Consider the following 23,247-nt stretch of genomic DNA (forward strand, 5'->3'; position numbering starts at 1 on the left):
TCAAGGATTCGCGTCCAGGCGCTCTCGCAGCCCGGAATAACGTTGTTGCTGCCTTCCACTGAGCTCGCCGAGGAATGCCTCCCAGTGGGGGCGGCTGGCCGGTAGCAAAGGTCGGGTGCTGTCGAAGAGCTGTTCGAGGATTTCCGGAGTACCGGCGGCATCCCAGATCTGAGCATTGTCAGCGGCAGCGGCCAGTGCTGCCTGCAGGTCATCAGCCGTGAAAAATGGCGCTAGCGGCAGAATAACGGACTGGCCAAGTTGCTCAGCGTACCGGAATCCTCCAGCCCCTTCATACAGTGTAATGCCGGCCGGAACGAGTTCTCTGCGGGGATGCTCTGAGATGATGCTGATCTTGGTAGTCGCATCGAAGCCATTGAAGCGATCGACAAGAACTGCCGACAGCGGCGCGATGGCGAACGCGTCGAATGCCGCATGCGCCTTCAACGTGTCTACATCAGCGGTTTCGAGAAGCCGTCGGATTCGGGTGCGATCGGGCTCAGCCATCCAGTCCCAGATGCGCGGATCAGCCTCCAGGAACGGGCTTGCGCTTAGGAGGACGGCGTCTTGGATCTGTCCGACCCTGACGGCGACAAACGCTGGCATCATGCCGTCGTAGATTGCGGTCTTTGATTTGGCGATCTCGCGAAGAACAACGGCAAGCGTTCGGACCTTCGTGGCATACTTCTGCCGTTCAGCACCGAAAGGCGCGGCGAGGATCGCCTTGATGAGATTGACCACCAATACATCTTTGGCTCGGTCGAGATAGCGGGCGCGCAGGAACGCGCCGATATCTTCGGGGGTCGCAGGGAATGCCGGGCCGAGCAGGTCCGCGTCGAACCGAGCTATGGCGCTCTTGCCCTGCAGAGGGGCGTGAATGAGCAGATGCTGTAGGGCATGAACGATATGTGCCCGGACCAGCTCCGGTGATGGCTGGAAAAGTTCGTCTTCGACCACGAATGCCGGATGGGCACAAAGGTGTCGGTCATCCCGCAGTCTGCCAAGCGCCGAGTATTCATGCGGCGCGAGAAGCTGGAGATCGCTATTGGCTTTGTCGAGCAGCTCGCTCTCGATGGTCTGAAGCTTCCGCTTATCCTTCGCTGCGATAGCGGCATCGAGATCCGCGACAAATGCTCGTGGGGCAGCCTCGCCTTGGCCAGCCAGTTCACGCGCCTTGGCGATGATGTCGTAAGCAACAGCGATCCAGGCCGACATGATGGCTGAGCGCAACGCGCCGCCACGGTAGGCCGTGATAGCTTCACCAATAAGACGACGCGACTCCCGGTCCCTTACAGCGAGAACGAGGCTATCGATGTCAGAATGGCCGACGCTCACGCTCATGATCACTCCACCACGAAGCGCAGCTTGGTGGTGTCCTTGCCCTTGCAGCGGTCGTTCAGGAAAGACTCGAAGCGCTTCCGCAGATCCTCGGGCGTCGCTGGGGATCCGCCTTGCAAAAGCGCCTGCCTGATGTCCGCACTGCTGACGTTGATCTTTTCCAGCCCAGACAGCGCCTCCTGGACGGCCGCGACGAACTCGGGCGTCACTGGGTCCGGAAGGCTCTTGGACGATATGAAGCCATCGACGAGGCTACGGGCGGCTGGCTTCAGGAGATCGAAGTTCTCCTGAATGATCGGATCATCTAGGTTGTCGAGCAGGGTCTGCGTCCAGCCGTCGATCAGCCGGTCGAGTTCGTCGTCGAGCTGCTTCAGGACGCTCGCAGCCGGAAGCAGGTCGCCTTGTTCGTTCGCCGGCCGGAAGCCGCAGTGCGGGCAGACGGGACTGGCCGAAAGCTCAGATTCGACGAGCGATGCGCAGCTCTTCAGCTTGTCCAGCTTCTCCTCGAAGCTCGTCAGCTGGCTGGTCGGCATCAAGGAGATGCCAGCCAACGCCCGCATGGCGATCAGCCGCGGATCCTTGCGAAGGGCGGATTTCGTCTTCTCTTCCGTGACCCCGAGGCGCGCCTTGCTGTGCAGCCCGACGTAGGCCGTGATGTAATCTTTTTTCAGCTTGGCCAGCGTCTGCCGGTAGTCCGCCGCGTGCTGTGCGGTCCTATCTGCCGCGAGCTTGTCGAGGACCTGCTTACGGATATCCCGCGCTTGGCGAACCCAGGCATGATCTGCCGACAAAGTCATCTCGGCCTGCGACAGATAGCTGGCCGTGGTACCGAGCTCGGCGACCAGCTCCAGCATCCCCTCGACCGCCTGCAGAACGCCGAGGTTCATTTTCTGGGCCGAGATATCGTCAGAGCCGATGCGAAGGTTCTTGAGCTTCCCGACTGTGTTGTAGGGCGCCAGGCTCTCCGAGAAGGCTTTGAGCGCATCAAGCTTGATGCGCCAGTCCCGGATCTCTTCTTCCCGCAGCAGCGGCTGACCCCAGAAGCTCAGCCGACCAGACATGTCTGTGGCGGTGCTGAGCACGCGCCGCGTCAGCTTCCCTACCTCCTCCTGGAGCAGCTTGACCGGCTCGTCCGAGCCCTGTGTTGCCTGCTGAGTGAGTCCGGACGGCAAGCCCAACATCTCGAACAGTGAGCGAAGGACGGCGACGTTGATCTCTTTCGGCGCCTCGACGTGCTTGAACTGCTTCAGCTCGTCGAGCGACCTTTCCGCAAGGAGCGCAATCTTGCCGGAATCGATCTTGTCGCCGGTGATCGCCAGGACGATGTCACCTGCATAGACCAGCCCGCCCAAAACGGTGACCAGCAGATCGGGCTCCAGGCGGAACTTGATCGACGCGAAATACTCGACATCGGCGGCGCCGCTGACTAACTCGCCACGATTGAGTACTTGGCCGTGGCCTTTGGCCTTCAGCCGAGCCAAAACCTCCTGCGCGTACCGCGACCGGGTGGGGTCGATGCGATCGCCGTCCAGCATCTCCAGGCCGTCGAGAATGACCACGGCGTCCTTGGTCCGGTTTCCGCCTGCGAGCGCGCGTAGAGCGTTGCCGACAAGCTGCTTCCGGTTCGCCTCGGTGACGAGCGCAGCGAACGTCGGATATTCAGGCGCCACCTCGGCAAAATGGTTGTTTAGCGCGAGACCGGAAATGACGTTGACTACGTCGCGGAAATTGATCCGCTCTTCCGAGCCAAGACGTGCCTTGTCACGCAACGAGACGCCCTTGGTCCACTCCTGCAGGGTCTTGCTCTTGCCCTGATAGGTGACCTCGTAGGCCGTCATCTGCTTTTCCTGCAGCCACTTGCTCATGTCGCGCAGGGCATCTTTGGCCTTGTCGAGGTAGATGGACTTCGCACCGCCGCTGGCCGTTGCTGCAAGATCCCGAGCTGCAGCGTAGAAGGAGAGATGGCGCTTGATCGCATCATCGAGCCCCTTGAGCCGGAAGAAGACCTCGTCGGCCTTGTGGTCGTCGCGGAACCGTGGCGGCTCGAGCGGCTGAATGAAGTAGATATAGAAGTCGCGCTCGGGCTGCGCCGTCGGTCGATCATTCGGGGCACCGAAGAAGAGATAACCGCTGCGCTCGACATGGTGATCCTGCCACTCGATCTGGTATTGCCAGATCTGATGGCCGGTGACGTAGCTGGTCTCGTCCGTTTGCTCCATGAGCTGACGGATCGCGCTGTAGTACGCGCGATCGAGCGCGTCATCGGACAGAGCTTCAGCTCGCTTCTCGATCTGGGCGTCGTAATCGACGTCCTTCTTCAGATCCAGATAGTACTGTTCGGTGTCCGGCGCTTTGGAGATGAACTGGCCGTTGACGGTCTTCAGCGTCTCCCGCAGGACTGTCTGAACGAGGGAAAGCAGGTCGGCTTCTGGCTCTCCGCCCATGTCTTCGATGCCCGGCTGAAACAGGCAGAGCGTGTCGCGGAGTTCCTCAGCCGTCGGCCCCACGGGAACATAAATGTCGCCGCCCGTCGTCAGGCGATGAACCGAAAGTCCGTCGATGATGCGGAGCGCCATCGGCCTGTATGCCGGGCGGGTGAAAGCCTTCCTTACGCGCTCCGAAAGGACTTCGGATACCTTAAGCACAGGGCCGATGTTCGGATCCGCGCGCAGCACGGAGTTTGACGTGACCGTCTCCCAGAACTTGTCATAACCGATCAGTCCCGGCCGATCGTCGGGCACCTCATGGCTGAGAATGGCCTGGATCTGATCCCGGATGGTCACCAGTGCGCCGCGCTTCTCGGTGAACACCAGCCGTTCGAAGGTCCCGATGTAATCAGGGTGCACCGGGAACAGCCGGACAAACTCGTCCATGCGCTCGTTCATAGAGCCATAGAATTTGGCGAATGGCGTCAGATAAGCGCGGATCTTGCTCTGCTGGTCCACTGTCTTCATCAGAAGGCGCTCGGCCACGACGAAACTGACGTCCTGGCGGGCGAGCAGGATCTGCGTAAAGCGATCCTTCACTCGACGAAGGCTGTCGGCGACATGCTGAAAGCGGCTGCTGTCGAAGATCGCCTCCTGGACGCCTGCGACAAACCGAAAGCGGAGGTGCTTTGCAACCTCGCCGATCTCACGCAAAAACGACAGGTCGAGGACCAGATCGTGATCTTTGCGCGATCTTAGGTATTCGAGAAACTCGTCAACTACCAGCAGAACGCCGTGGTTTGGATGGACCTCAGCGAACGCCGCCATCATCTCTTCGAAGGCGGCCTTGTTATTAATAACTTTGTCTGCTGGAGGGAAGGAATAGCTGACGCCGTGCTTGTCGAGGAATACCTCAAGCTGTTGCGTGATGATGTCCCGCAAGGACATCTGGCTAGAAATCTCGATCCGGTGAACCTTGAATTTTCCGGCAATGACGCCTGCGGCTTCGGCCACCTTGGGATGGCGGATCATCGGGACATACTCGGCGTCTTCGGCGACCAGCGATAGCACCGACATCAGGTGCGACTTACCGGTCCCGTAGTTGCCAACAACCAGCACGCCCTTGTGGTCTACAGCCTCGTCGAAGGAAAGCTGTGGGATCATTTGCTTGGCGATCCGCTCCGCCATGTCGTCGGAAATGACGTAGGTCGAAACAAGCTTCTTGGCCTCATCCGGACGATTGGCGTCCAGAAGCTGAATGACCGACTCAATCGATTCAAACTGAATGAGATCGCCATAACGCATCGGCATCCCGAATTCCCCCTTCAATGTATTTTGAACGGGACCAGGCCGTCGACGCCGTAGTCCTGATGTTCTGGATGTCCTGTCGTGGCGTAGAGAAGCCGGCCTTCATGCAGCTCTCCTGGCCACACTGCAACGACGCGACGCGCGTGAGCATGTCGCTTCAGTAGATCTAGCGGGTTGAGTTGAAGTGTTCGATCGAACAGAATTTCAATGTTATCGAAGAGCAAGATCCCCGGACTGACAAATCCATCCGCGAGCCCTTTCAGCAGATCAGCCGCCTGCAAGTGTCTTCGGGTACCAGGCACCGTAAGCAATTCACGGCCAAGGGCAGCGCCAACGCTCAACACGCGCGCTTGCCGACGCTCGGCCAACTGCTCAAGCAGATTGCTTTTCCCAGATCGCGGTGGACCGATCAAAAGGATCAGCTTGCTGTTCAGGCCAGAGATATCCTCGACCAGGCGATCTAGCTTCTCGATCAACTCAGCCCTCCAGCCCGAGGCTCGGCGGACCTAGCCGAAGCCTTGGTGCTGAGTTCGACCGCGTTGAACAGCACGATTTGCTGATTCTGGGGGCGCCGCGCTGCGGGCTCGATTGCTTCTGATCGGCGAAACACGGCAACAACCGAACGCAGGGTTTGGGCGTTGACGCCCCGCAACGGTGTCGGCGCGGAGGAACGGAACTGGCCGATCCAGGCATCAGCCCAGCCGAGGATGCCGTCGACGACGTAACAAAGCTGAATGAGGTAGCAGCCAGCGTCCCGCTTCAGAAACAGGGGGGTGAACTTGCTGCCTAGGATGTAGGTCCAGGCACTCCTATCGTAGACTCTGTCGTCCGGAGCCGCTCCGATGTAGCGGTTCAGGTCGGTCGAAAAGCCGTACGCTTCCCTCAAATCGCCCCTATCGACGTGTCCAACAGGCGGAACTCGATACATTCGAGACGTCGATCGACACTCCATCGAAGTTCAGCCTGCTCCCTAGCCACACTCACTCCAGCGATCGTGCCTGCCCACGAAACCCTCAGCTTCGACATTCTAGGCAACGTGTCTGGGAATCACTATGAATTCAAACGAAGCTGGTAATGATTAGCAAGTCCGAATGATAGCCGGATTGCGGCTGCGCTTTGACCGACTGCTCATATTTTTCGAGGCTCGGTAGGCGATGAAACGCTCTGCCATCTGCCTTACTGGAACGTCGGCCTCCTAGGCTAGCGCCACTGTTCGAGGATAACATTGTGGCTATTGCCACACCGCGCGGCAAATTGAGTTGCCTTATGCCCAGCTGCTTCCAGTCAGGCTGACTGCGATCCAACGAAATGAAGCGCGGTAAGCAATATTAAGACGATACCTTGCGAGCCCTAATTCCCTCTTGTTGCAAGGTCGCATTCCCTGATTTTTTCGACCCCTGACTTATACTCCAGAAGAAAGCGTACCCCCTAGTCAGCGGCTCTTCCTGCAACCAGCAGCGCCCACATTATGATTGGGTGCTCCTTCGCGGACCTGGCTGCCTGGAGCATCACTAACGACGAGGCCGCCTAGGAAGCTGTGCCGAGGAACGGCATCTGCGTGCGCAGGATGACATCGATCGCGTCTTTCACGGCGTCAGGAGCGGCTAGAATGGCCTCGACCAGCGCCTCGTCCTTCTGACGGTTGCTGCTTCGCGAACGCAGCGCTACCAGCAGTTCATGCTGGCGATCGCTGTCGACGTGACCATAGCTTTCGTCTGTCGTCCGCATGTGCTTGTGGCCGAGGTTCTGGCTCCACGCCTTCTTCTCCTCATCCGTGCGGCACACTGGCAGCACCATCGTAGCCCTAAGAAACCGCAAGCGGGCCAATTCGTCTTCGGCGACATGACCTTCGAGCAGACATTCGGCAGAGGCGGCAAGGCGCGGACCAGGTAGCCAGCTGTAGGCATCTCCCTGCTGGCGACCGGATACCAATTGCCCAGTCAGGGAAGCTCACTGGCAAGCACCGGCGCCATCGGCGGACAGTGGCTACCAACCCCAGTCGAGGACTGGATAGCTGGAATCCCACAAAGTCATTCCATTCACTGGCGTGGTCTCCCGAGGCTCGCGTTTCGGCGATGCTCAAGAGGGATTTGGCCTAATCGGGAAACACCATGATCAACGCCACGTCACTTGGTGCTCATCATCCCCAACCGTGGCGACAACCGCCCATTTTGCAACCTCACCAACTGCCAGCTTCTTTGCAGTCCCTATCACGGCCGCCTGTGCCGCGGCAAAAGCAGAGGCCGCAACAGCCCATGAGAGCCATCCCTCATCGCTTCAGAGGCTATCGTTACCTGCTCTAGAACCCTCGGAGAGGTCGGGTGTCCCGATGACGACGTTACACCCTCGGCTCAATGACAGATGGACCATCGAACAGGCGGGAACGAGGCCGACACGAGCTTCCGGGAAGTCGACATCGTGCGCGCGCCGCGAAGCTACGATCCGCGTCGCGGGCATCGGCACCTCGGATGGAGTGCGAATTGAATTAGGGCAGCACGGCAGCGCAACAAGCTATCATGAAGTTCAATTCTGCGTCCTGTTAATCGTGGCGGCATGGGAAAGAGCGGATCCTCGTCCATCGTGCCGGCGGCTTCGCGAGCACCAAGCCGACGCGCGTCCAACATGAACGCTCCAGCAGTTGCCTTGGAAGCCTCGTCGAATCGCCGCGTTGATCTGCCAGTTGTGCCACTTCGCCTCCGCCAGATGGTGGCCCCAGCGTGCTGGCCGTCGGTCCGCTCGCCCTTCGTCCAGACGGAGGCAAGCGCATCGTATTCGACCAGCGGCTTCAGGCCACCGCAAGGCGCAGCGACCGCCAAGCAATTGTTTGATCGGGTGGACCAAGATTCGAAATCCGTCAAAGGGGATATGCTGACGTTGCCCGAAGACGGCGAGCTTCGAGGTCAACGAATATCGCGGGCTTGGAACGACGGGGCTGTTTCTCCAACGCCGCGGTACCTAGACCTCCAGGCGCGCCTGCATTACTTTTTGCTTGGGGGAAGGGTAATGCCGATATGCGACCAGTGCGGCGGGCAAATCGAGTTCCGGTACATAAACGGGCGACCGACGCCGATTCATGTCAACGGTGGCTGGTGTCCTGGGTATCGCAGTGGCAGCGGTGGTGATGGCCGCGGCTCGTCATCCGCAGGTTCGTTCCGGACAGTCGAAAGCTACATCAACCCCAACGCATATTGCCCGGTCTGCGGCCAAAGCGTGTACTTCTACCAGTCAGCGTATGGCGGTCGCGTGTTCTTCGATGACCTGGGCTGGCCGTGGCCCAAGCACCCGTGCACGGACAAGAATGCTGCTCAGACGGGACCGGTGCAAATGTCCAAGGTCGCAGCGAGCCGCGGCATCTCCCTACGCAGCAAGAACGGCGAGCAGCTCAATGTCTATGAACTGGAGACCATGACACGCAAGAGTGCCGGCTGGGACATCAAGTTCAGCCGTATTCGCGATCATAGGGTGTTTCGCGTCCACCTGAGCGACGCGCAGATGAAAGCGGAAAAGCTGGTGGAGGACGACTTCCGCGACACGCCATCGTTCGTCGCCCCGCCGTCGGAGCCCGGACATGCCACGCGGAAGGTCGAGTTCATCTGCGAGCGACTGAAGCGGATCGTCACGATCCGGCTGCCAAAGATCTAATCCGCTTCTTTCTCACAAAGCCCGCGGGGATGGTGATTCCCCAGCGACGGATCTCAAGGGCAGCTTCGGGCGCACAGGCGCCAACGCGCCTTGACGAGGCAGATGTCCGATTCTGGGAGACGGTCATCTTGGCGGCAATGTCCCAGATGGGGGTGCGCTCGCCGGATGTTCCAAGAGTGGTCTGGAACCTGGTCCCGCGATGGGGCACGAATGCAATGATTGTCGGCAACCCGTACTAGTCAGCAATGCTCTGCAGTCTCTGGAAGACCTCCGCCACAAAGGGGGGATGGTTTTCGTCCTGATAAACCATGTGGAGCGCCTTACGCGGGCGGGTTACCCCAACATAGAACTGGCGGCGGGCTTCGAGCTTTTGGCCAGGAGACCGATCGTGGTAGTGGGGGATCACGCCCGGATTCATGGCAAAGAGGATCACGGCGTCCCACTCCCGCCCTTTAGCGCTATGGAGCGTGCTGAGGCTCAGACGACCGGCGCCATCGACCCGCCCGGCGAACGATGAGATTGGGATGTGGATTTCACCAGTCGCAAGATCGGTACGTTCGAGCATCCGCCCCAGCCCGCCCCAATCCTCCATCGGATTTCGGGCGCGCGCGCGCCACGCTGAGCCAGGGCCCGCGCTGAACTGGGCAAGCCACTCATGCGTGTCGGAGTCGTTGCCAATACCTGTCTGAAGGAACGCCATGAGTTCGTCCCGGACCTGCGCGCGCTCAAGGTTCGACGCGTCGGAGCCGTAGACGAGCGAAGTCGCTTCGTGAACCAGATCAGTAAACTGTGGCTCGCTGGAATGAGCGAAGTGAAAACGTAGTCGGCCTGCGCGTCGAGATCACCGGCCACCGCGTGGAAATCCACGGTGCCCCCGCCTGATTCCGGCCGCCCCTCGTAGTCGCGTTGTTCGCCAAGCGCCGCGACCGAAGCGGCAATGATGCGCGTGCCTGAGCGATAGTTGAAGCGCAGGCGGATCACCGGGGCGGCGAGAAGGAGAGAAGCCGGAACCGACCTCTAGCGCGACTCCCTGCTAAGGGGTTGCGTTCGCAATGCTTCAAAACGCGATTGCTGGATGAAGTTTAATTCACGTGGACAGCAACACCCTAACAGCGGCGATCTTCTCCGGAGAAGCCGCTCGCAGCAGTTCAACGATTTCGGCGTCGCCCAAGCCTTTCTCACCACGCTTAGCCATGGCCGTCAGCAATTCAAACTGCCGCTCACTGTCCACATGCCCGTAGTCATCGTCAGTCGTCCTCATATGCTTGTGACCCAGATTCTGGCTCCAGGCCTTCTTCTCTTCATCGGTGCGGCATACTTTGCGCCCCAAATGGACGAGGGTGTTCCGAATCGAATGCGGGTTGAAATAGGGCAACCCAGCCGCAGCACAGGCATCCTTGAACAGGACCCGTACCGGAGTTGCTGAGGCCCAGGGCAGGTTGCAGTCCGCACGGCTCGCCTTCGGCGCGATCACCGAGGGTGTCTTTGGAAAGAGTGGGTCTTCGTCTGTCGCGCCGGCTGCCTTCCGAACCTCAAGCCACTTCATCAGGATCGATTCATACTGTTCGCCGACGGGAAACCAGGTCGTCACTTGGTTCTTGCCAAGCTTGGTCTCGACCTCGTTAGAATCCTGATTGATCTGACGTTGCTCGACACGAACATGCTTGATCCTGAGCGAGATTAGTGCCCCGTCGCGAATGCCAGTCAGGAAGATGATTGAAATCACAGCGGCATCTCGCAAACCAATGAAAGTGTCGATGTCGATCGCGGCGACCATACGCGCGATATCCTCCGGAGTAGGAACTTGGCGTCGCGGACGGGTGCGGGCATTCAGTTCCGTACGCTTCGGCGGCGTGAAGTACTCGATGGCCGCCCTGTCAAACTTCGGAAATTCCGAATCGACGAGCCAATGAAAGAAGTCCTGTAGCGCTCCCAGCGTGTGCACGATCGTGGAGGCGGAGAGTTCCTCGCCGGTCGTTTGGGACACCTTCTCCAGGATGTGCTTTCGAAAGGCCATGATGTGCTCAATGGTGATGGTTCCAAAAAGCCGGCCGCGCTGGAACTGATTGAAGCCCACGATAGCACGTAGATGGCTGTCGATCGTTTTCGTGGAGTAGCCTTTGGCGTGTTCCAGAAACCCCTGGTAACGGTAGCGCAGGATGTCGTTTTCGACGGTCATGCAAGTCACCCAATTTTTGGAGTGTTCATCACAACTTGAGCAGCGAAAGGGGATGAGCATTAATTGGCGCTACGCGGTGCATGGTCCCGACGCCTGCGCCGAGGCGATGTACATTGAGGAGAAGGGTACGAGCGCCGATCCTGCGGACACCAGCGTTGTGTGTGGCTGCACTCGCCGGCTTTCACTGCAAGATCTCTTCCAGCCCGGCCGGCTAGGAAAGTGCCAAGGCTCGCGCCCCTGGCTGGTGGACCGCGATCCGGACGGCTGCGACCAGAACCTAAAACTGCTCACCCGCACTGCGACCAACACCTACTTCCCACAGGTTTACACCGTCATCTCGTTGCCGACGGAGGAGGACGAACTCTCGCGTCTCGTGGAGAACCTCGCCGGCGAGCTCGCCAAGGCCACAACGGTCGAGCACATCGCCGCGGCGAAGATGTTCAATTCAAAGGTCGAGGCGACGCTGGGTCCCTTTTCAAACGGCGATATACTGGAGCGCCTGCTGCGCTTGCGGGAGAGTGCACAGTCTGATCTTGGACGCCCCCCGCAGGTCGCCGAATTCGATGTCTTCGCCAGTGGGCGGGGTGAGATTGGTCACAACGCGCCAAATGCGAAGCTCTATGCGCAGACGGTGCCGCCGGAGCAGTGGCGCGACAAGGGTGTCGGCGTGGATCTGTCCGCGATCACCAACCTAGTTGCGGTGCATCGCCTGCGTGAGGTCTCGTGTCTGTATGGGTTCACCCGGTTCGAGGCCGCGCCTGCGAGTGTGGATGGCGACTTCGAAGACATCCACCTGGCGGTACGCGGTGCTCCTCTCAGTCAGGGTGCCGACTGGTTGCCGGCCATTGAACAATTCGGCGAGGGGCTCTTCGTTCATTTCGATGAGACAAAGCTCGCTGAGTGGCTTGGGCGCGCCAAGGTAAAAGCGCGTGAAGGCAAGCTCTTGGCTGGCTACGGTCACTGGCGGAAGCGTTTCACCAGCACGCCACCATCCTATCCGGGAACGCCCTACGTCCTGCTTCATAGTCTCTCTCACGCCCTCATGAGCGAGATCGCATTGGATTGTGGCTACCCCGCCAGTTCCTTGAAGGAACGGATCTACGCTTTTCCGAGCCGGCAGAATCCCGGAGCGTACGATCGATGCGGTATCCTGATCTACACCGCGACACCTGGCGCGCAGGGAACTTTAGGAGGCCTTGTGGCAACGGCCCCGCGGTTTGCGGCACTCCTCAAGAGCGCGCTGGCCAGATTGACGATCTGCTCTAGCGATCCCGTTTGCGCCGACCACGAGCCGGATGATCGCAGTGGCGATCGAGCCACGCATGGAGCCGCCTGCCACAGCTGTCTTCTGATCTCAGAAACTAGCTGCGAGCGCCGAAATCTTTTTTTGGACCGGAATCTGCTCGTCCGGACAATGTCGGACGACGGCTCAGAGCTGTTCGAGGGGATTTAGCCTTCAGAGCTGCGGGCTGAATGAATAGAGTGCTGAAGCGACGTGTCAGAAAGTTCGATTGCTGCAGCGAACCAAGGTCGGATGGTGGCGCAAAGGTACCTGCTGCCACGTCTCGCTAATGTCCGCTTTTAGGTAGCGGCCGTTACCGGATCAAGGACCGAGATGAGGGCGCAAAGCCGCCGCTCGAAAGCTCAGGGCAGTTTACCATTTTTGCCATAAGTTATTCCCGCCCAGCGCTTTGGCTGGGTCGAACAGGTTCCGCTTCACACCAGTCCGGAAGATCGCAGTTCACCAACACCGACGTCACAGGGGTTCTCGCGAAAGATATCAAGAACAGCATGGACGGAAAGAGCGCCTAGCGCGACGAATGTCTTCGTCGAGCGGCTGTGTCGGTCAATACGAGGAGGATTATCTCCTGGTCTATGAAACCGTCAGCCAAGTTTGGGCGTTGATTGATTGATATTTCGGCTTCTACAATGGGCGTCGCCCGCATTCGAGCCTGGGCCGGAAACCTCGAACCACGCCTACTTCGACACGCTGGAGCCAATCCCGGTTGCGGCATAACCAGGGCCGGAATTTACTTAGCGAGACACCCAAAATTGTTCAGATAAATCGAGTCGGCTCCGTCCAGAAACTATATCGGATCTCAGGCGACCGGATAAAGTCTTACTGTGCCCCGCCACATTGCACCGTGGGGTAGACAGCAGTGCTAGTGGTCAGGGTACAAAAGCGGTTCAGTGTCTAGGTGACCAGTAGTTTCCGGTTAGACGCAACAGCTCATCATGCCACCTCGCTCGGAGCCAGCATCGGGGCGTGGATTTTGCGAGGATGCCCGGAGCGGTTTGACCCACCCCGGGCCGTGGATCGTCCGTTCAGACGCCGATTGGCATGTGCTCGGGCGAGCGGTTCACTGCACGAGGCGCGGTGATTTCCTTCCATTTCGACAACGCGGCATTCACGGCTGGAAATGGGCTGCGCTTGATCAGCCTGCCTCGGCCCGGCTGCGGCTGCGAGTTCTGACCGTCAGCCCAGACGATTTCGCCGCGCGACAGCGTGTAGCGCGGCAGGCCGCGAACCTCGACACCCTCGAAGACGTTGTAATCGATGATGGATTTCTGATTGGTGGCCGAGATCGTCTTGGTGAGCTTCGGATCCCAGACGACCAGATCGGCGTCGGAACCGGGCAGGATCGCGCCCTTCTGCGGGTAGATGTTGAGGATTTGCGCGATATTGGTCGAGGTCACCGCGACGAACTCGTTCGGCGTCAACCGGCCGGTCTCGACGCCCTTCGTCCAGAGGACGGAAAGTCGATCCTCGACGCCGCCGGTGCCGTTCGGGATCTTGGCGAAATTGCCGAGGCCGAAACGCTTCTGCTCGGTGGTGAAGGCGCAATGGTCGGTGGCGACCACCTGCAGCGAGCCGGCGGCGAGACCGGCCCAGAGACCGTCCTGGTGGCTCTTGTCGCGGAAGGGCGGGGACATCACGCGCTGTGCGGCATAGTCCCAGCTCTGGTTGAAATACTCGCTCTCATCCAGGGTCAGATGCTGTATCAGCGGCTCGCCATAGACGCGCATTCCCTTCTGCCGGGCCCGTCGGATCGCCTCATGCGCCTGTTCACTGGACGCATGCACGATGTAGACCGGCACGCCGGCGGCATCAGCGATCATGATGGCCCGGTTGGTGGCCTCGCCCTCGACCTCGGGCGGCCGCGAGAAGGCGTGTCCTTCCGGACCGGTGGTTCCCTCGCCGAGCAGCTTCTGCTGCAATGAAGCGATGATATCGCCGTTCTCAGCATGCACCAATGGCAGCGCGCCAAGGGCTGCGCAGCGCTGGAACGACGCGAACATCTCGTCGTCATTCACCATCAGGGCGCCCTTATACGCCATGAAGTGCTTGAAGGTGTTGATGCCGAGATCGACGATCTTAGCCATCTCGTCGAAATGCGTCTCCGACCAGCCGGTGACGCACATATGGTAGGAATAGTCGCACGAGGTCTGGTGCGCCGCGCGCGCCTCCCATTCAGCTAGCGCCGCCAGCATGCCGGCCTCGCCCGGAATGACGAAATCGAGCACGGTCGTCGTCCCGCCGGAAAGGGCGGCGAAGGAACCAGTTTCCCAGGTCTCGGCCGCCGTGGTGCCCATGAATGGCATTTCGAAATGGGTATGCGGGTCGATGCCCCCCGGCATGATGTACGCGTCGGTGGCGTCGACAACCGTGTCGCCGGAAAGATTCGGCCCGATCGCCTCGATCGTCTCCCCATCGATGCGGATATCCGCCTTGTAGGTGCGGTCGGCGGCAATGATCGTTCCGCCCTTGATCACGGTAGACATCTATCGTTCCTCATTGTGCTGGGTAGGTGGTCTTCGGTGGGGCGCAGCCGTGGAATCCGGCTGTTTCCAAAGCGGCGCGCAGGAGCACATTGGCTCCGTTGGCCGCCCATTCGCGGTGGATCTCCTCGTCTTCGTTGTGGCTGAGCCCGTCGACGCAGGGGCAGAAGATCATCGCCGTCGGAGCGATCCGGTTGATCCAGAACGCGTCGTGGCCGGCCCCCGAGACAATGTCTCGATGCGAGTGGCCCAGGGACGTCGCTGCGGCGCGGATGCGCTGCAGCAGATGGGTGTCAAAGGCGACGGGCGCGAATTCGCCGATGGTTTCGACGTCGAAGCCGAGGCCGAGCTCGTTGGCGATCCGCTCAACGCCAGCACGAAAGCGCATCTCCATGTCTGCGAGGACTGGGACTTCTGGGTGTCGGAAATCGACGGTCAGGACGGCCTTGCCCGGTACGACATTGCGCGAGTTCGGCTGCTGGGACAGCTGGCCCACGACGCCGACGCCGTATGGCTCGTGGCTACAGGCGATTTCGTCGACTAACTCGACGATGCGCGCGGCACCCAGGCCGGCGTTCAGCCGCTTCGACATCGGTGTCGAGCCGGCGTGGGCCTCCCGCCCGGTCAAAGTGGCTTGCAGCCATTTCAGCCCCTGACCATGGGTAACGACACCGATGTCGATGCCCTCGTCCTCAAGGATCGGACCCTGTTCAATATGGAGCTCGAGATAGGCGTGTGGAAGTCGGCCGCCCGCGGGATCGGTACCGAGGAACCCGATACGGGCCAGTTCGTCACCCATCCGCAGCCCGTCGACATCCGTGCGCGAATAGGCCCATTCGGCGCTGTGCACTCCGGCGAAGACGCCGGAGCCCAGCATCACCGGGGCGAAGCGGCAGCCTTCCTCATTGGTCCAGTTGACGATTTCTATCGGCCGGGCCGTGCGGATGTCGTGTTCGTCGAGGGTGCGGACGACTTCCAGTCCGGCGAGCACGCCCAGCACGCCGTCATAGCGCCCGCCGGTCGGTTGGGTGTCCAGATGGCTGCCGATCATGACTGGAAGTGCCTCGGGATCGGTCCCTTCGCGCCTTGCGAACATGTTGCCGATCGCATCGACGCCGACCGTGCAGCCGGCCGCCTCGCACCAGGTCTGGAACAGCAGGCGGCCGTGACGATCCGCGTCGGTCAGCGTCTGCCGGTTGTTACCGCCGCGAAGGCCTGGGCCGATTTCGGCCATGGAGGCGAGGCTCTCCCAGAGGCGGTCCGGATTGATGCGAAGGTTGTCGGCGCAGCTTGTCATTCGGAAGTCGTCCTGTGGCTGGCTTGTCGCCGGCGCGTGCGCCGGGGGCGCCTTCAGCGCTTGCTGTGGCTGAAGGCATCGAGTTCGTCGTGCAGTTCGTCGATCCGGTTGAGCCGGTCGATGCCGGTTTGGCCAAGATGGAGGGCCAATGAGGTTCCGAGGAAGTTCAGGAGGCTGACGGCCGCGGTGTAGGAATCGTAGAGATAGGGGCCATGGCTGTGGCAGCGGAACACGACGTCCGCGAGCTTGGCCGTTCGGGAGGCGCTGATGTCGGTGACGTAAACGGTCTTGACGCCGACGCTCTGGGCCTTGGTCATCACGGCCCTCAGGGCCATGGGTCGGCGCCGGAAGCCGATGACCAGCATGCCGTCGCCGGGTTTCATGTTGAGGACTTCCTCGGCGAAGCTCAGACCACCAAGCGGAATGAGCCGTACGTCCTCGCGCAGCATGTTGAGGATGAAGCGCGCATAATGGGCCAATCCGAAGCTGTTGCGCAGTCCGAGGATCCAGATCGTCGGCCCCCGCGCCAGAATGTCGAGCGATTGCTCGATCTGGTCCGCACCAATGCGCTCGAACGTCTTGCGGAGGTTGTTCTGATCAGTCGCGAGATGCTCTTCGACGTTCGGCGCGACCTTGACCTCGCCGCGCGCCTCGAGCTGTTTGAGCGGAGAGCCCCAATGATTGACCTTGCGGGCAACGCGGCGGGCCTCCTCGAAGCTCCGATAGCCTAGCCGTTTGAAAAGGCGCGCCGCCGTCGCTTTGGACACCTTCGCTTGCTGTGCCAGCTCAGTGGCGGTGTATCCGATGAAATCGCTACGTTGGTCCATGATTAGATCCGCCAGCGCGCGCTCGCCCGGCGGAATCTCTTCGTAGATGGCCAGTATTCGCTTTTCGATCGACTTGTCGGCATCACTCATCAGGTCAATTCCCTCTTAAATCGCGCCGGTCAAAACGGTGACCGGCACGTCTGCCGAAGCCGTTACAATCTCGCAATTGGCCCCTCGGCTGGTCAGCCGAGAACAGCTTCGTCTACGAGAGGCGGCGGCACGGCGCCCTTCCGCTCGACGATCAACTTGTATGATTCCGGCTCGCGGTGGCGTGCAAAATCGAAGATCGTCTCGCGATAGCGCTTGCCAATGTCGAGATCGGCCTTCGCGGTGATCACCTCGTCGCCGATCGAGGACGCCATGGCGACGATCTCGCCGGAGGGGGAAACGATCACGCTTTGCGCCAGCATCTTGGAGCCTTCCTCGGTGCCGCACTTCGCGGTGCCGACGACCCAGGTGGCGTTCTGATAGGCGCCCGCCTGCATCGACAGATGGTTGTGGAAACTCGTCAGCGCATCGATGTCGTCATGGCCGGTGTGGTCGAAGGGCGTGTTGTAGCCCAGGAGCACCATCTCGACGCCCTGGAGACCCATAACGCGATAGGTCTCGGGCCAGCGGCGATCGTTGCAGAGGCACATGCCCATGACGCCGCCGAAGCCGCGCCAGACCGGGAAGCCGGTGTTGCCCGGCTCGAAATAGCGCTTCTCGAGGTGCTGGTGCTGCCGTCCGGCCTGGGGCTCGGAATGCCCCGGCAGATGGACCTTGCGATACTTGCCGATGATGACGCCGCGGCGGTCGACCAGGATCGACGTGTTGAACTTCCTGAGTCGGCCGTCCTCCTGGGCTAGTTCCGCATAGCCGAGATAGAAGCCGATCTCGAGTCGGCGAGCCTCGTCGAACAGCGCCTGGGTCTCGGGACCAGGCATCGCCCGTTCGTAGTACTGGGTGAGCTCGGCTTCGTCGTCGATCAGCCAGCGCGGAAAGAAGGTGGTGAGGGCAAGCTCCGGGAACACCACCAGTTCGGCACCGCGCGCCTTCGCTTCGCGCATCAACGCGATCAGGCGGGCGACGACCTGGGGACGGGTCTCGGACTTGGCGATCGGGCCCATCTGGGCGGCGGCAACGTTGACAAAGCGTGTCATTCGTCTGGTCCTTGCGATTGGTGCGCGGCTTTTTCGGCTCGCGCGGATGCTGGTCGCGCGGCGACTGCCGCGCGGGCTGAAGGGGTAGGCTCGAGTCGCGCGCCGGTGGCGGGGCGACATCCGAGATGAAGTCGGTCAGGCGTCGCGGCCTGTCCCGGGCGTTCTCATGCCTTGCGCTCGGCCGGGATGGCCGCCGCCAGCGGGGTGTCCGCTCCGACCTTGGGGCGGCGGAACACCAGATCGCGGCCGCGCATGATGCCGCTCGGCCGAGCGATCAGCACGCAGAGCATGACGACCGCCAGTCCGACTTCCGCGAGCCCCGGCATTTCGCCGACCGAGACGCCAGCAATGTTGAAGCCGCCCTCGAAGCGTCGCAGGATCTCGAGCAGCAGCGATACCAGGAGGGTTCCAATCACGGCGCCGCTCAGGCTTTCCATGCCACCAACCACCAGCATCGCCAGCGTGATGAAGGTCAGGTCGAGGAAGAAGGCGTTGGCCGAGAGAATGCCGAGGAAGTGGCCGTAGAGGGAGCCACCGACCCCCATGACGAAACCACTGACGACCAGGGCGATCAGACGCTGGCGATAGATATTGACGCCTGAGGCCCGCGCTGCCACCTCGTCGCCCCGCGCCGCGCGGATCATCAGGCCGAGGCGGCTGCGGGTGAAGGCCCATGCGATGATCAGGGCGGCGATCGACCACGCGCAGGCTACCCAAGGCGTTACGTAGACCGGCAGTCCGATCAGCGAGCCGCGCCCGCCGGTCAGGCCATCCCAGTTGCCGGCGATCGAGATCGTGACGATCAGTACGGCGAATGTGCCGATGCTGGCGGAGATGCCGGTCAGCCGAAGAAGCGGAATGCCGGCCACGAGGGCAGCGAGGGCTCCGGCGCCGCCGGCGAACAGGCTGGCGGAAAAGACATCGAGCTGGGTCGCCTGGATGACGTCCGGCAGGTCGTGCAGGCGCATCTTCTTCATCATCGGCGCGATCGTCAGCCAAGCGGAAACATAGGCGCCGATCGCCATGAAGCTCATATGGCCGAAGGAGATCACGCCGGTATTGCCGATGAAGATGAACAGGCCGACCACCACGACGAGCTTGATCAGCCAGTCGGTGACGGTGCGATCGAACGATCCAGGGCTCAAGAATGTCAGCGCCACCAGTGCGACCAGGATCAGGACAAGCGGCGCCAGTTCGCGCAGCATGGTGTTGAGGGTGCGTAACAGGCTCATCAGACGCGCTCCCTGACCCAGGGCAGAATGATGATGCCACGGGGCCGTACGAGTAGAAGGGCAAACAGGACCGAGTAGAGGAAGGCGTCCCGGAACGGGCGCAGCTCAAGCGGCAGCACCATCTCGATCAGGACGGTCAGGCTTCCGATCACGAAGCCGCCGATCGCCGCGCCGGCGAGGCTGCCGAGGCCGCCGATGACGGTGGCGACAAAGCCGACCACGGCAGGTTGAAGGCCGAGCTGCGGGGTGAGCGCACCGATCTGGGCCACATAGAGCAGAGAAACGACACCGGCCAGCAGGCCACTGCCGGCAAAAGCCACCGCGATGATGCGGTTGGCCTTGACGCCCAGAAGGCGGGCCATGCGGAAGTTCTCCGCGGCGGCGCGCATCTGGATGCCGTAGCGGCTGTATTTCAGGAAGGAGGCGAGGGCGACGAGCAGCAGCAGCGTGGTCACGATCATGACGATCTGAAGGTAAGACACGCTGATCTTGCCGAAGCTGACGCTTTTCAACAGAGACGAACCGAAATTGACGCCGCGCGGCGTCGCGCCGATCGTCATCAGGACGAGGTTTTGCAGCAGAAAGCTGACAGTGAACGATCCGATCAGCAAGGTCGGGACACTACGCTGTCGCAGCGGCCGGAACGCGACGCGCTCCATGGCTAGAGCGACTAGGATGACCAGGGCGATCACCAGCACCGCGGCGATAGCGTCCGGCGCGCCGGATAGCAGCAGCAGGCCATAGCCGCCGATCATCACCAATTCGCCATGCGCGAAATTGACCAGCCGCATAATGCCGAAGACAAGGCCGATGCCGAGCGCCATCAGGGCGAACAGGCTGCCCATGCTGATGGCGTCGACGAGGCTTTGGACGAGGTTGTCCATCAGACGGCCTCCACGGTTAGATTGCCGAAATAGGCTTCGCGGAAATTCGGATCGTCGCGCAGTTGCTCCGACGGACCGGACATGACGACCGAGCCGGTCGAAAGTACGAAGGTCCGGTCGGAGACGGAGAGCGCACGCTCCGCGTTTTGTTCGACGACGAGGATCGACAAGCCCTTCTGACGAAGCAGGGTGATAGCGTCGTAGACGCGATCGATCACGACGGGAGCCAGGCCGAGCGACGGTTCGTCGAGCAGCAGCAGTCGCGGCAGCGACATCAAGGCCCGACCGATGGCGAGTTGCTGTTGTTCGCCGCCGGAAAGCTTGCCGGCGCTGCCGTGCAGCCGTTCGCTCAGGATCGGGAAGAGTTCGAAGACCTCATCGAGGCGACGGTCAAAATCGGCCCGCGCCCGGGCCAGGGTGCCCCCTAGCGAGAGGTTCTCGCGCACCGTCAGTGACGAGAAGATGCCGCGATCTTCCGGCACCAAGCTGAGACCGCTTTCGGCAATCGCTTCCGGAGGCAGGCCAGACAGCGACTGCCCGTCCAGGAGGATCTCGCCTTCAGAACGGACGATGCCAGTCAGGCTGAGCATCAGCGACGACTTCCCCGCACCATTCGGACCGACGACGCTGACGATTTCGCCGCGACCGACGCTGAGCGAGATGCCGCGCAGAGCGATGATGGACCCATAGCGAACATGCAGATTGCGTATTTCAAGCATGGCTCGTCGCGCTCCGTCCCAGATAGGCCTCGGTCACAGCTGTATTGGCGCGAATTTCGTCCGGTGCCCCCTCCGCGATCGTCTGGCCGCGCGCCAGCACTTGGATGCGGTCGCACAGATTCATGATCAGGCGGATGTTGTGCTCGATGATCACCACGCCGCAGCCGATGCGATCGCGCACATTCAGGATGACTTTCACTAGGTCGTCGGCCTCGCGCATCGTGAGGCCTGCTGCCGGTTCATCGAGAAGCAGGAAGCGGGGCCGCATGGCGAAGGCGCGGGCGATGCCGACGCGACGCTCGATGCCGTAGGGCAGCGCCGTCACGGCGACGTCGGCGACAGAAGCGAGGTCGAGCCAATCCATGATGGCATTTGCCTGCTCACGGGCGTCGCTGCGCGATGCTCCCATCGCGACCGCGCCGACTTCGATGTTCTCGCACACCGACAGTCCCTGGAAGAGGCGGACCGCCTGAAAGCTACGAACTACGCCATGACGGCTGATCCAGTGACTGGGGCGACGATCGATCCGCACGTCCCCGAGCCATACCTCGCCGGAGGTTGGGCGCTGAAATCCGGACAGCACGTTGACGAGTGTGGTCTTGCCGGCTCCGTTCGGGCCGATCAGGCCGACGATTTCGTTCGGCGCAGCCTCGAAATCGACTGCCGTCACAGCCGCGAGCCCCCCGAACCGAACATCGATGGCGCGGCAGCGAAGGGAGCCATTTTCATGGCTCCGCGACGCGCCCGTCGGCCCGGATGTCGTAGACATTGCGACAGCTTCCGACATGGTCGTCCCTATTTGAACGGGTTCGGAACGCTGGTGGGCAGCTGCCACTCGACAGCCTTGTGCTTGCCATCCTCGACTTTCATGATCAGCTGGCCGCGATCGTAGTTGATGTGGCGATCCTCGGTGAAGGTGGTCTGGCCGACTAGCAGCGGTTCGGCCTTGAATTTCTCCAGCTCCGCCACGACGGCGTCGGCATCGAGCGATTTGGCGCGTTCCGCCGCCAGCGCGTAGGCCTGGATAACGCTGTAGCCCGTCAGTGCCTGCGACGAGATTGGCTTTGCACCGAACTTCGCCGTGTACTTGTCCATGAAGGCGCGGACTTCGGGGTTCGGGTCATCGCCGAACAGAGAGCCATAGGCGCCATACTGGAAGTTCGACAGTTTCGGCACGGATTCGAGCCAGTTGTCGCCATCCATCGAGTCGGAAGCGAGGATCTGTGTCTCGATTCCGGCAGACCGAATCTGGCGCAGCATGGCGACGGCGCCGCCGCCGGCCGAGCAGAACATCACGAAGTCGGGCTGTTTCGGCAAGTTTTTCAGCCGACTGATCTGCGCCGGGTAGGACATGTCGTTGCCGTTGAACGTGTCCGTGCCGATGATCGAGTCGGCTCCTGCAAGTTCGGTCCAGACCTGCGTGAAGCTGCTGCAGACCGACTTGTTGTAGTCGAGCATGGTGTCGAGTAGCACATAGGCCGTGCGCCAGCCCGCCTTCTTGAAAGCCCATTCGGCCGAGAGTGCGCCGAGGCCGGGCGTGGCGGTCGCCATCGAGAAGGCGTAGGGGCCGATTGCGAAGGCATCGAATTTGGGGTCGGCGGCGCAGGTGCCGAACGCGACGACCTTCTGGGCGTTCGCAGTCAGAGCGGCTGGTGCGCCGTAGTCGAAATCGCAGGACGTGATGACGAGTTGGGCGCCCTGCGCCAGCACTTCGGAGGCGGCGCGAGCGCTGCCGGCGGGGTCCGTCTTGCTGTCGGAAATAACCAGTGACAAGGGGCGACCTAGAACGCCGCCCTTGGCGTTAATTTCTTCAATCGCCAGCTTGGCGGCGTTCAGTGGACCCTCGTCGTACTGGACCATCCAGCCGCTGCGGGCGACAGCCGCGCCGACAATGATTGGATCCGCAGCAAAGGCGGATACCGCCGAGACCATCGTTCCGCTCGCCAACGCGACCGCGAGAACACCTCGTCCGAAATTCCTCATCGAGTTCTCCTCCTCCTCGATCCTCCCGTCCCATGTGATCCACATGGCATCAGGCTTCGAGACAAAGAGAACAATTGTTTCATCATGAGTCAATAGTGATGCATATGTTTCTTTAGCAGGTCGATGAAGTGTGGTGGCCGCACCGGTAGGTGATATCGAGCGCTCCGTCGCGGCGGGTGGCGGCCCAGTCCGACAACGGCTACGGCTTGGCCCCACCGGCCGGGTCGCCGCCTTCGCCTTCACTGGAGCTATCCCGAGTGGGGTATGCAGCCGCTCGTTACCGCACGTCCGAGGACGCGCCGGCGGTGTCCTGGATCGACGCTCTTGAGGTCGGAAATACGCCGCACCGCGGCGTGCTTGCGGTGTTCCATCGGGCCCGTTCGAAGCGATGGTGCTGTCCGTGGTCGTCGCCTCCGACCCTGGAGGAGACCGTTGCGGCAACTCGGGCACAGTGGGAGGTCAGGGAAGACCAGGTGCCCACCCTCGATGACGT

18 protein-coding genes are annotated in these 23,247 nt (G+C 61.3%); 2 read left to right on the top strand and 16 right to left on the bottom strand.

The annotated features are described in order from the left end of the window. The 5 genes from WFK98_RS16980 to WFK98_RS17000 all read right to left on the bottom strand — a co-directional run bounded on the left by WFK98_RS16980 (nucleotide 1) and on the right by WFK98_RS17000 (nucleotide 7,001). Nucleotides 1-1,338 (bottom strand): hypothetical protein, encoded by a 1,338-nt coding sequence (locus tag WFK98_RS16980; protein WP_336801063.1) that lies wholly within the window; start codon nucleotides 1,336-1,338, stop codon nucleotides 1-3. 2 nt (nucleotides 1,339-1,340) lie between these two features. After that, nucleotides 1,341-5,072: a DUF6079 family protein gene (locus tag WFK98_RS16985; RefSeq protein ID WP_336801064.1), complete on the bottom strand. Its 3,732-nt coding sequence runs from the start codon at nucleotides 5,070-5,072 to the stop codon at nucleotides 1,341-1,343. Between the two features lie 14 nt (nucleotides 5,073-5,086). Further along, the gene (brxF, locus tag WFK98_RS16990) at nucleotides 5,087-5,545 is read right to left on the bottom strand and encodes a BREX-3 system P-loop-containing protein BrxF (RefSeq protein WP_336801065.1); all 459 of its coding nucleotides are present in this window, start codon (nucleotides 5,543-5,545) and stop codon (nucleotides 5,087-5,089) included. Next, complete coding sequence (locus WFK98_RS16995) at nucleotides 5,542-5,955, bottom strand: hypothetical protein (protein ID WP_336801066.1); 414 nt, start codon at nucleotides 5,953-5,955, stop codon at nucleotides 5,542-5,544. The genes brxF and WFK98_RS16995 overlap by 4 nt, the downstream gene beginning before the upstream one ends. Before the next feature lie 641 nt (nucleotides 5,956-6,596). Continuing rightward, nucleotides 6,597-7,001 carry a hypothetical protein gene (locus WFK98_RS17000; protein ID WP_336801067.1) on the bottom strand — a complete coding sequence of 135 codons (405 nt, stop codon included), beginning with the start codon at nucleotides 6,999-7,001 and terminating at the stop codon, nucleotides 6,597-6,599. A gap of 690 nt (nucleotides 7,002-7,691) precedes the next feature. Here WFK98_RS17000 and WFK98_RS17005 point away from each other — a divergent pair. Further along, nucleotides 7,692-8,711: a hypothetical protein gene (locus WFK98_RS17005; protein WP_336801068.1), complete on the top strand. Its 1,020-nt coding sequence runs from the start codon at nucleotides 7,692-7,694 to the stop codon at nucleotides 8,709-8,711. A 235-nt stretch (nucleotides 8,712-8,946) separates the two neighbouring features. Here the strand turns inward: WFK98_RS17005 and WFK98_RS17010 are convergent, their stop codons facing one another. Both WFK98_RS17010 and WFK98_RS17015 read right to left on the bottom strand, forming a co-directional pair. After that, on the bottom strand, nucleotides 8,947-9,411 hold the full coding sequence (locus WFK98_RS17010; RefSeq protein WP_336801069.1) for a 3'-5' exonuclease: 465 nt from the start codon (nucleotides 9,409-9,411) through the stop codon (nucleotides 8,947-8,949). 387 nt (nucleotides 9,412-9,798) lie between these two features. Continuing rightward, nucleotides 9,799-10,890: a tyrosine-type recombinase/integrase gene (locus WFK98_RS17015; RefSeq protein ID WP_336801070.1), complete on the bottom strand. Its 1,092-nt coding sequence runs from the start codon at nucleotides 10,888-10,890 to the stop codon at nucleotides 9,799-9,801. Between WFK98_RS17015 and WFK98_RS17020 the strand changes: the two genes are divergently transcribed. Then, entirely contained in the window at nucleotides 10,871-12,343 is a 1,473-nt protein-coding gene (locus WFK98_RS17020; RefSeq protein WP_336801071.1) for a DUF1998 domain-containing protein, read from the top strand. The two genes, WFK98_RS17015 and WFK98_RS17020, sit on opposite strands and share 20 nt — an antisense overlap. An 872-nt stretch (nucleotides 12,344-13,215) precedes the next feature. On the opposite strand, the gene hydA is transcribed toward WFK98_RS17020, so the two are convergent. The 9 genes from hydA to WFK98_RS17065 form a co-directional block, all read right to left on the bottom strand. After that, nucleotides 13,216-14,673, bottom strand: coding sequence for a dihydropyrimidinase (gene hydA, locus WFK98_RS17025; protein ID WP_336801072.1), 1,458 nt, complete (start codon nucleotides 14,671-14,673; stop codon nucleotides 13,216-13,218). 10 nt (nucleotides 14,674-14,683) lie between these two features. After that, nucleotides 14,684-15,967, bottom strand: a complete 1,284-nt coding sequence (locus tag WFK98_RS17030) for a Zn-dependent hydrolase (RefSeq protein ID WP_336801073.1) — start codon at nucleotides 15,965-15,967, stop codon at nucleotides 14,684-14,686. Nucleotides 15,968-16,020: 53 nt separating this feature from the next. Continuing rightward, the gene (locus tag WFK98_RS17035) at nucleotides 16,021-16,884 is read right to left on the bottom strand and encodes a MurR/RpiR family transcriptional regulator (RefSeq protein ID WP_336801074.1); all 864 of its coding nucleotides are present in this window, start codon (nucleotides 16,882-16,884) and stop codon (nucleotides 16,021-16,023) included. Between the two features lie 92 nt (nucleotides 16,885-16,976). Further along, a complete protein-coding gene (locus tag WFK98_RS17040) occupies nucleotides 16,977-17,936 on the bottom strand; it encodes an N-carbamoyl-D-amino-acid hydrolase (RefSeq protein WP_336801075.1) in 960 nt (319 codons plus the stop codon). 164 nt (nucleotides 17,937-18,100) lie between these two features. Continuing rightward, entirely contained in the window at nucleotides 18,101-19,168 is a 1,068-nt protein-coding gene (locus WFK98_RS17045; RefSeq protein WP_336801076.1) for a branched-chain amino acid ABC transporter permease, read from the bottom strand. Further along, nucleotides 19,168-20,052 (bottom strand): branched-chain amino acid ABC transporter permease, encoded by an 885-nt coding sequence (locus WFK98_RS17050; RefSeq protein ID WP_336801077.1) that lies wholly within the window; start codon nucleotides 20,050-20,052, stop codon nucleotides 19,168-19,170. Before WFK98_RS17050 ends, WFK98_RS17045 begins: the two co-directional genes overlap by 1 nt. Then, complete coding sequence (locus WFK98_RS17055) at nucleotides 20,052-20,771, bottom strand: ABC transporter ATP-binding protein (RefSeq protein WP_336801078.1); 720 nt, start codon at nucleotides 20,769-20,771, stop codon at nucleotides 20,052-20,054. Before WFK98_RS17055 ends, WFK98_RS17050 begins: the two co-directional genes overlap by 1 nt. Further along, entirely contained in the window at nucleotides 20,764-21,540 is a 777-nt protein-coding gene (locus WFK98_RS17060; RefSeq protein ID WP_336801079.1) for an ABC transporter ATP-binding protein, read from the bottom strand. The genes WFK98_RS17055 and WFK98_RS17060 overlap by 8 nt, the downstream gene beginning before the upstream one ends. A 26-nt stretch (nucleotides 21,541-21,566) precedes the next feature. Beyond that, on the bottom strand, nucleotides 21,567-22,847 hold the full coding sequence (locus WFK98_RS17065; RefSeq protein WP_336801080.1) for an ABC transporter substrate-binding protein: 1,281 nt from the start codon (nucleotides 22,845-22,847) through the stop codon (nucleotides 21,567-21,569). Between the last annotated feature and the right edge of the window lie 400 nt (nucleotides 22,848-23,247).

The organism is Kaistia sp. MMO-174 (assembly GCF_037147815.1).
GTDB classification, from domain to species: domain Bacteria; phylum Pseudomonadota; class Alphaproteobacteria; order Rhizobiales; family Kaistiaceae; genus Kaistia; species Kaistia nematophila.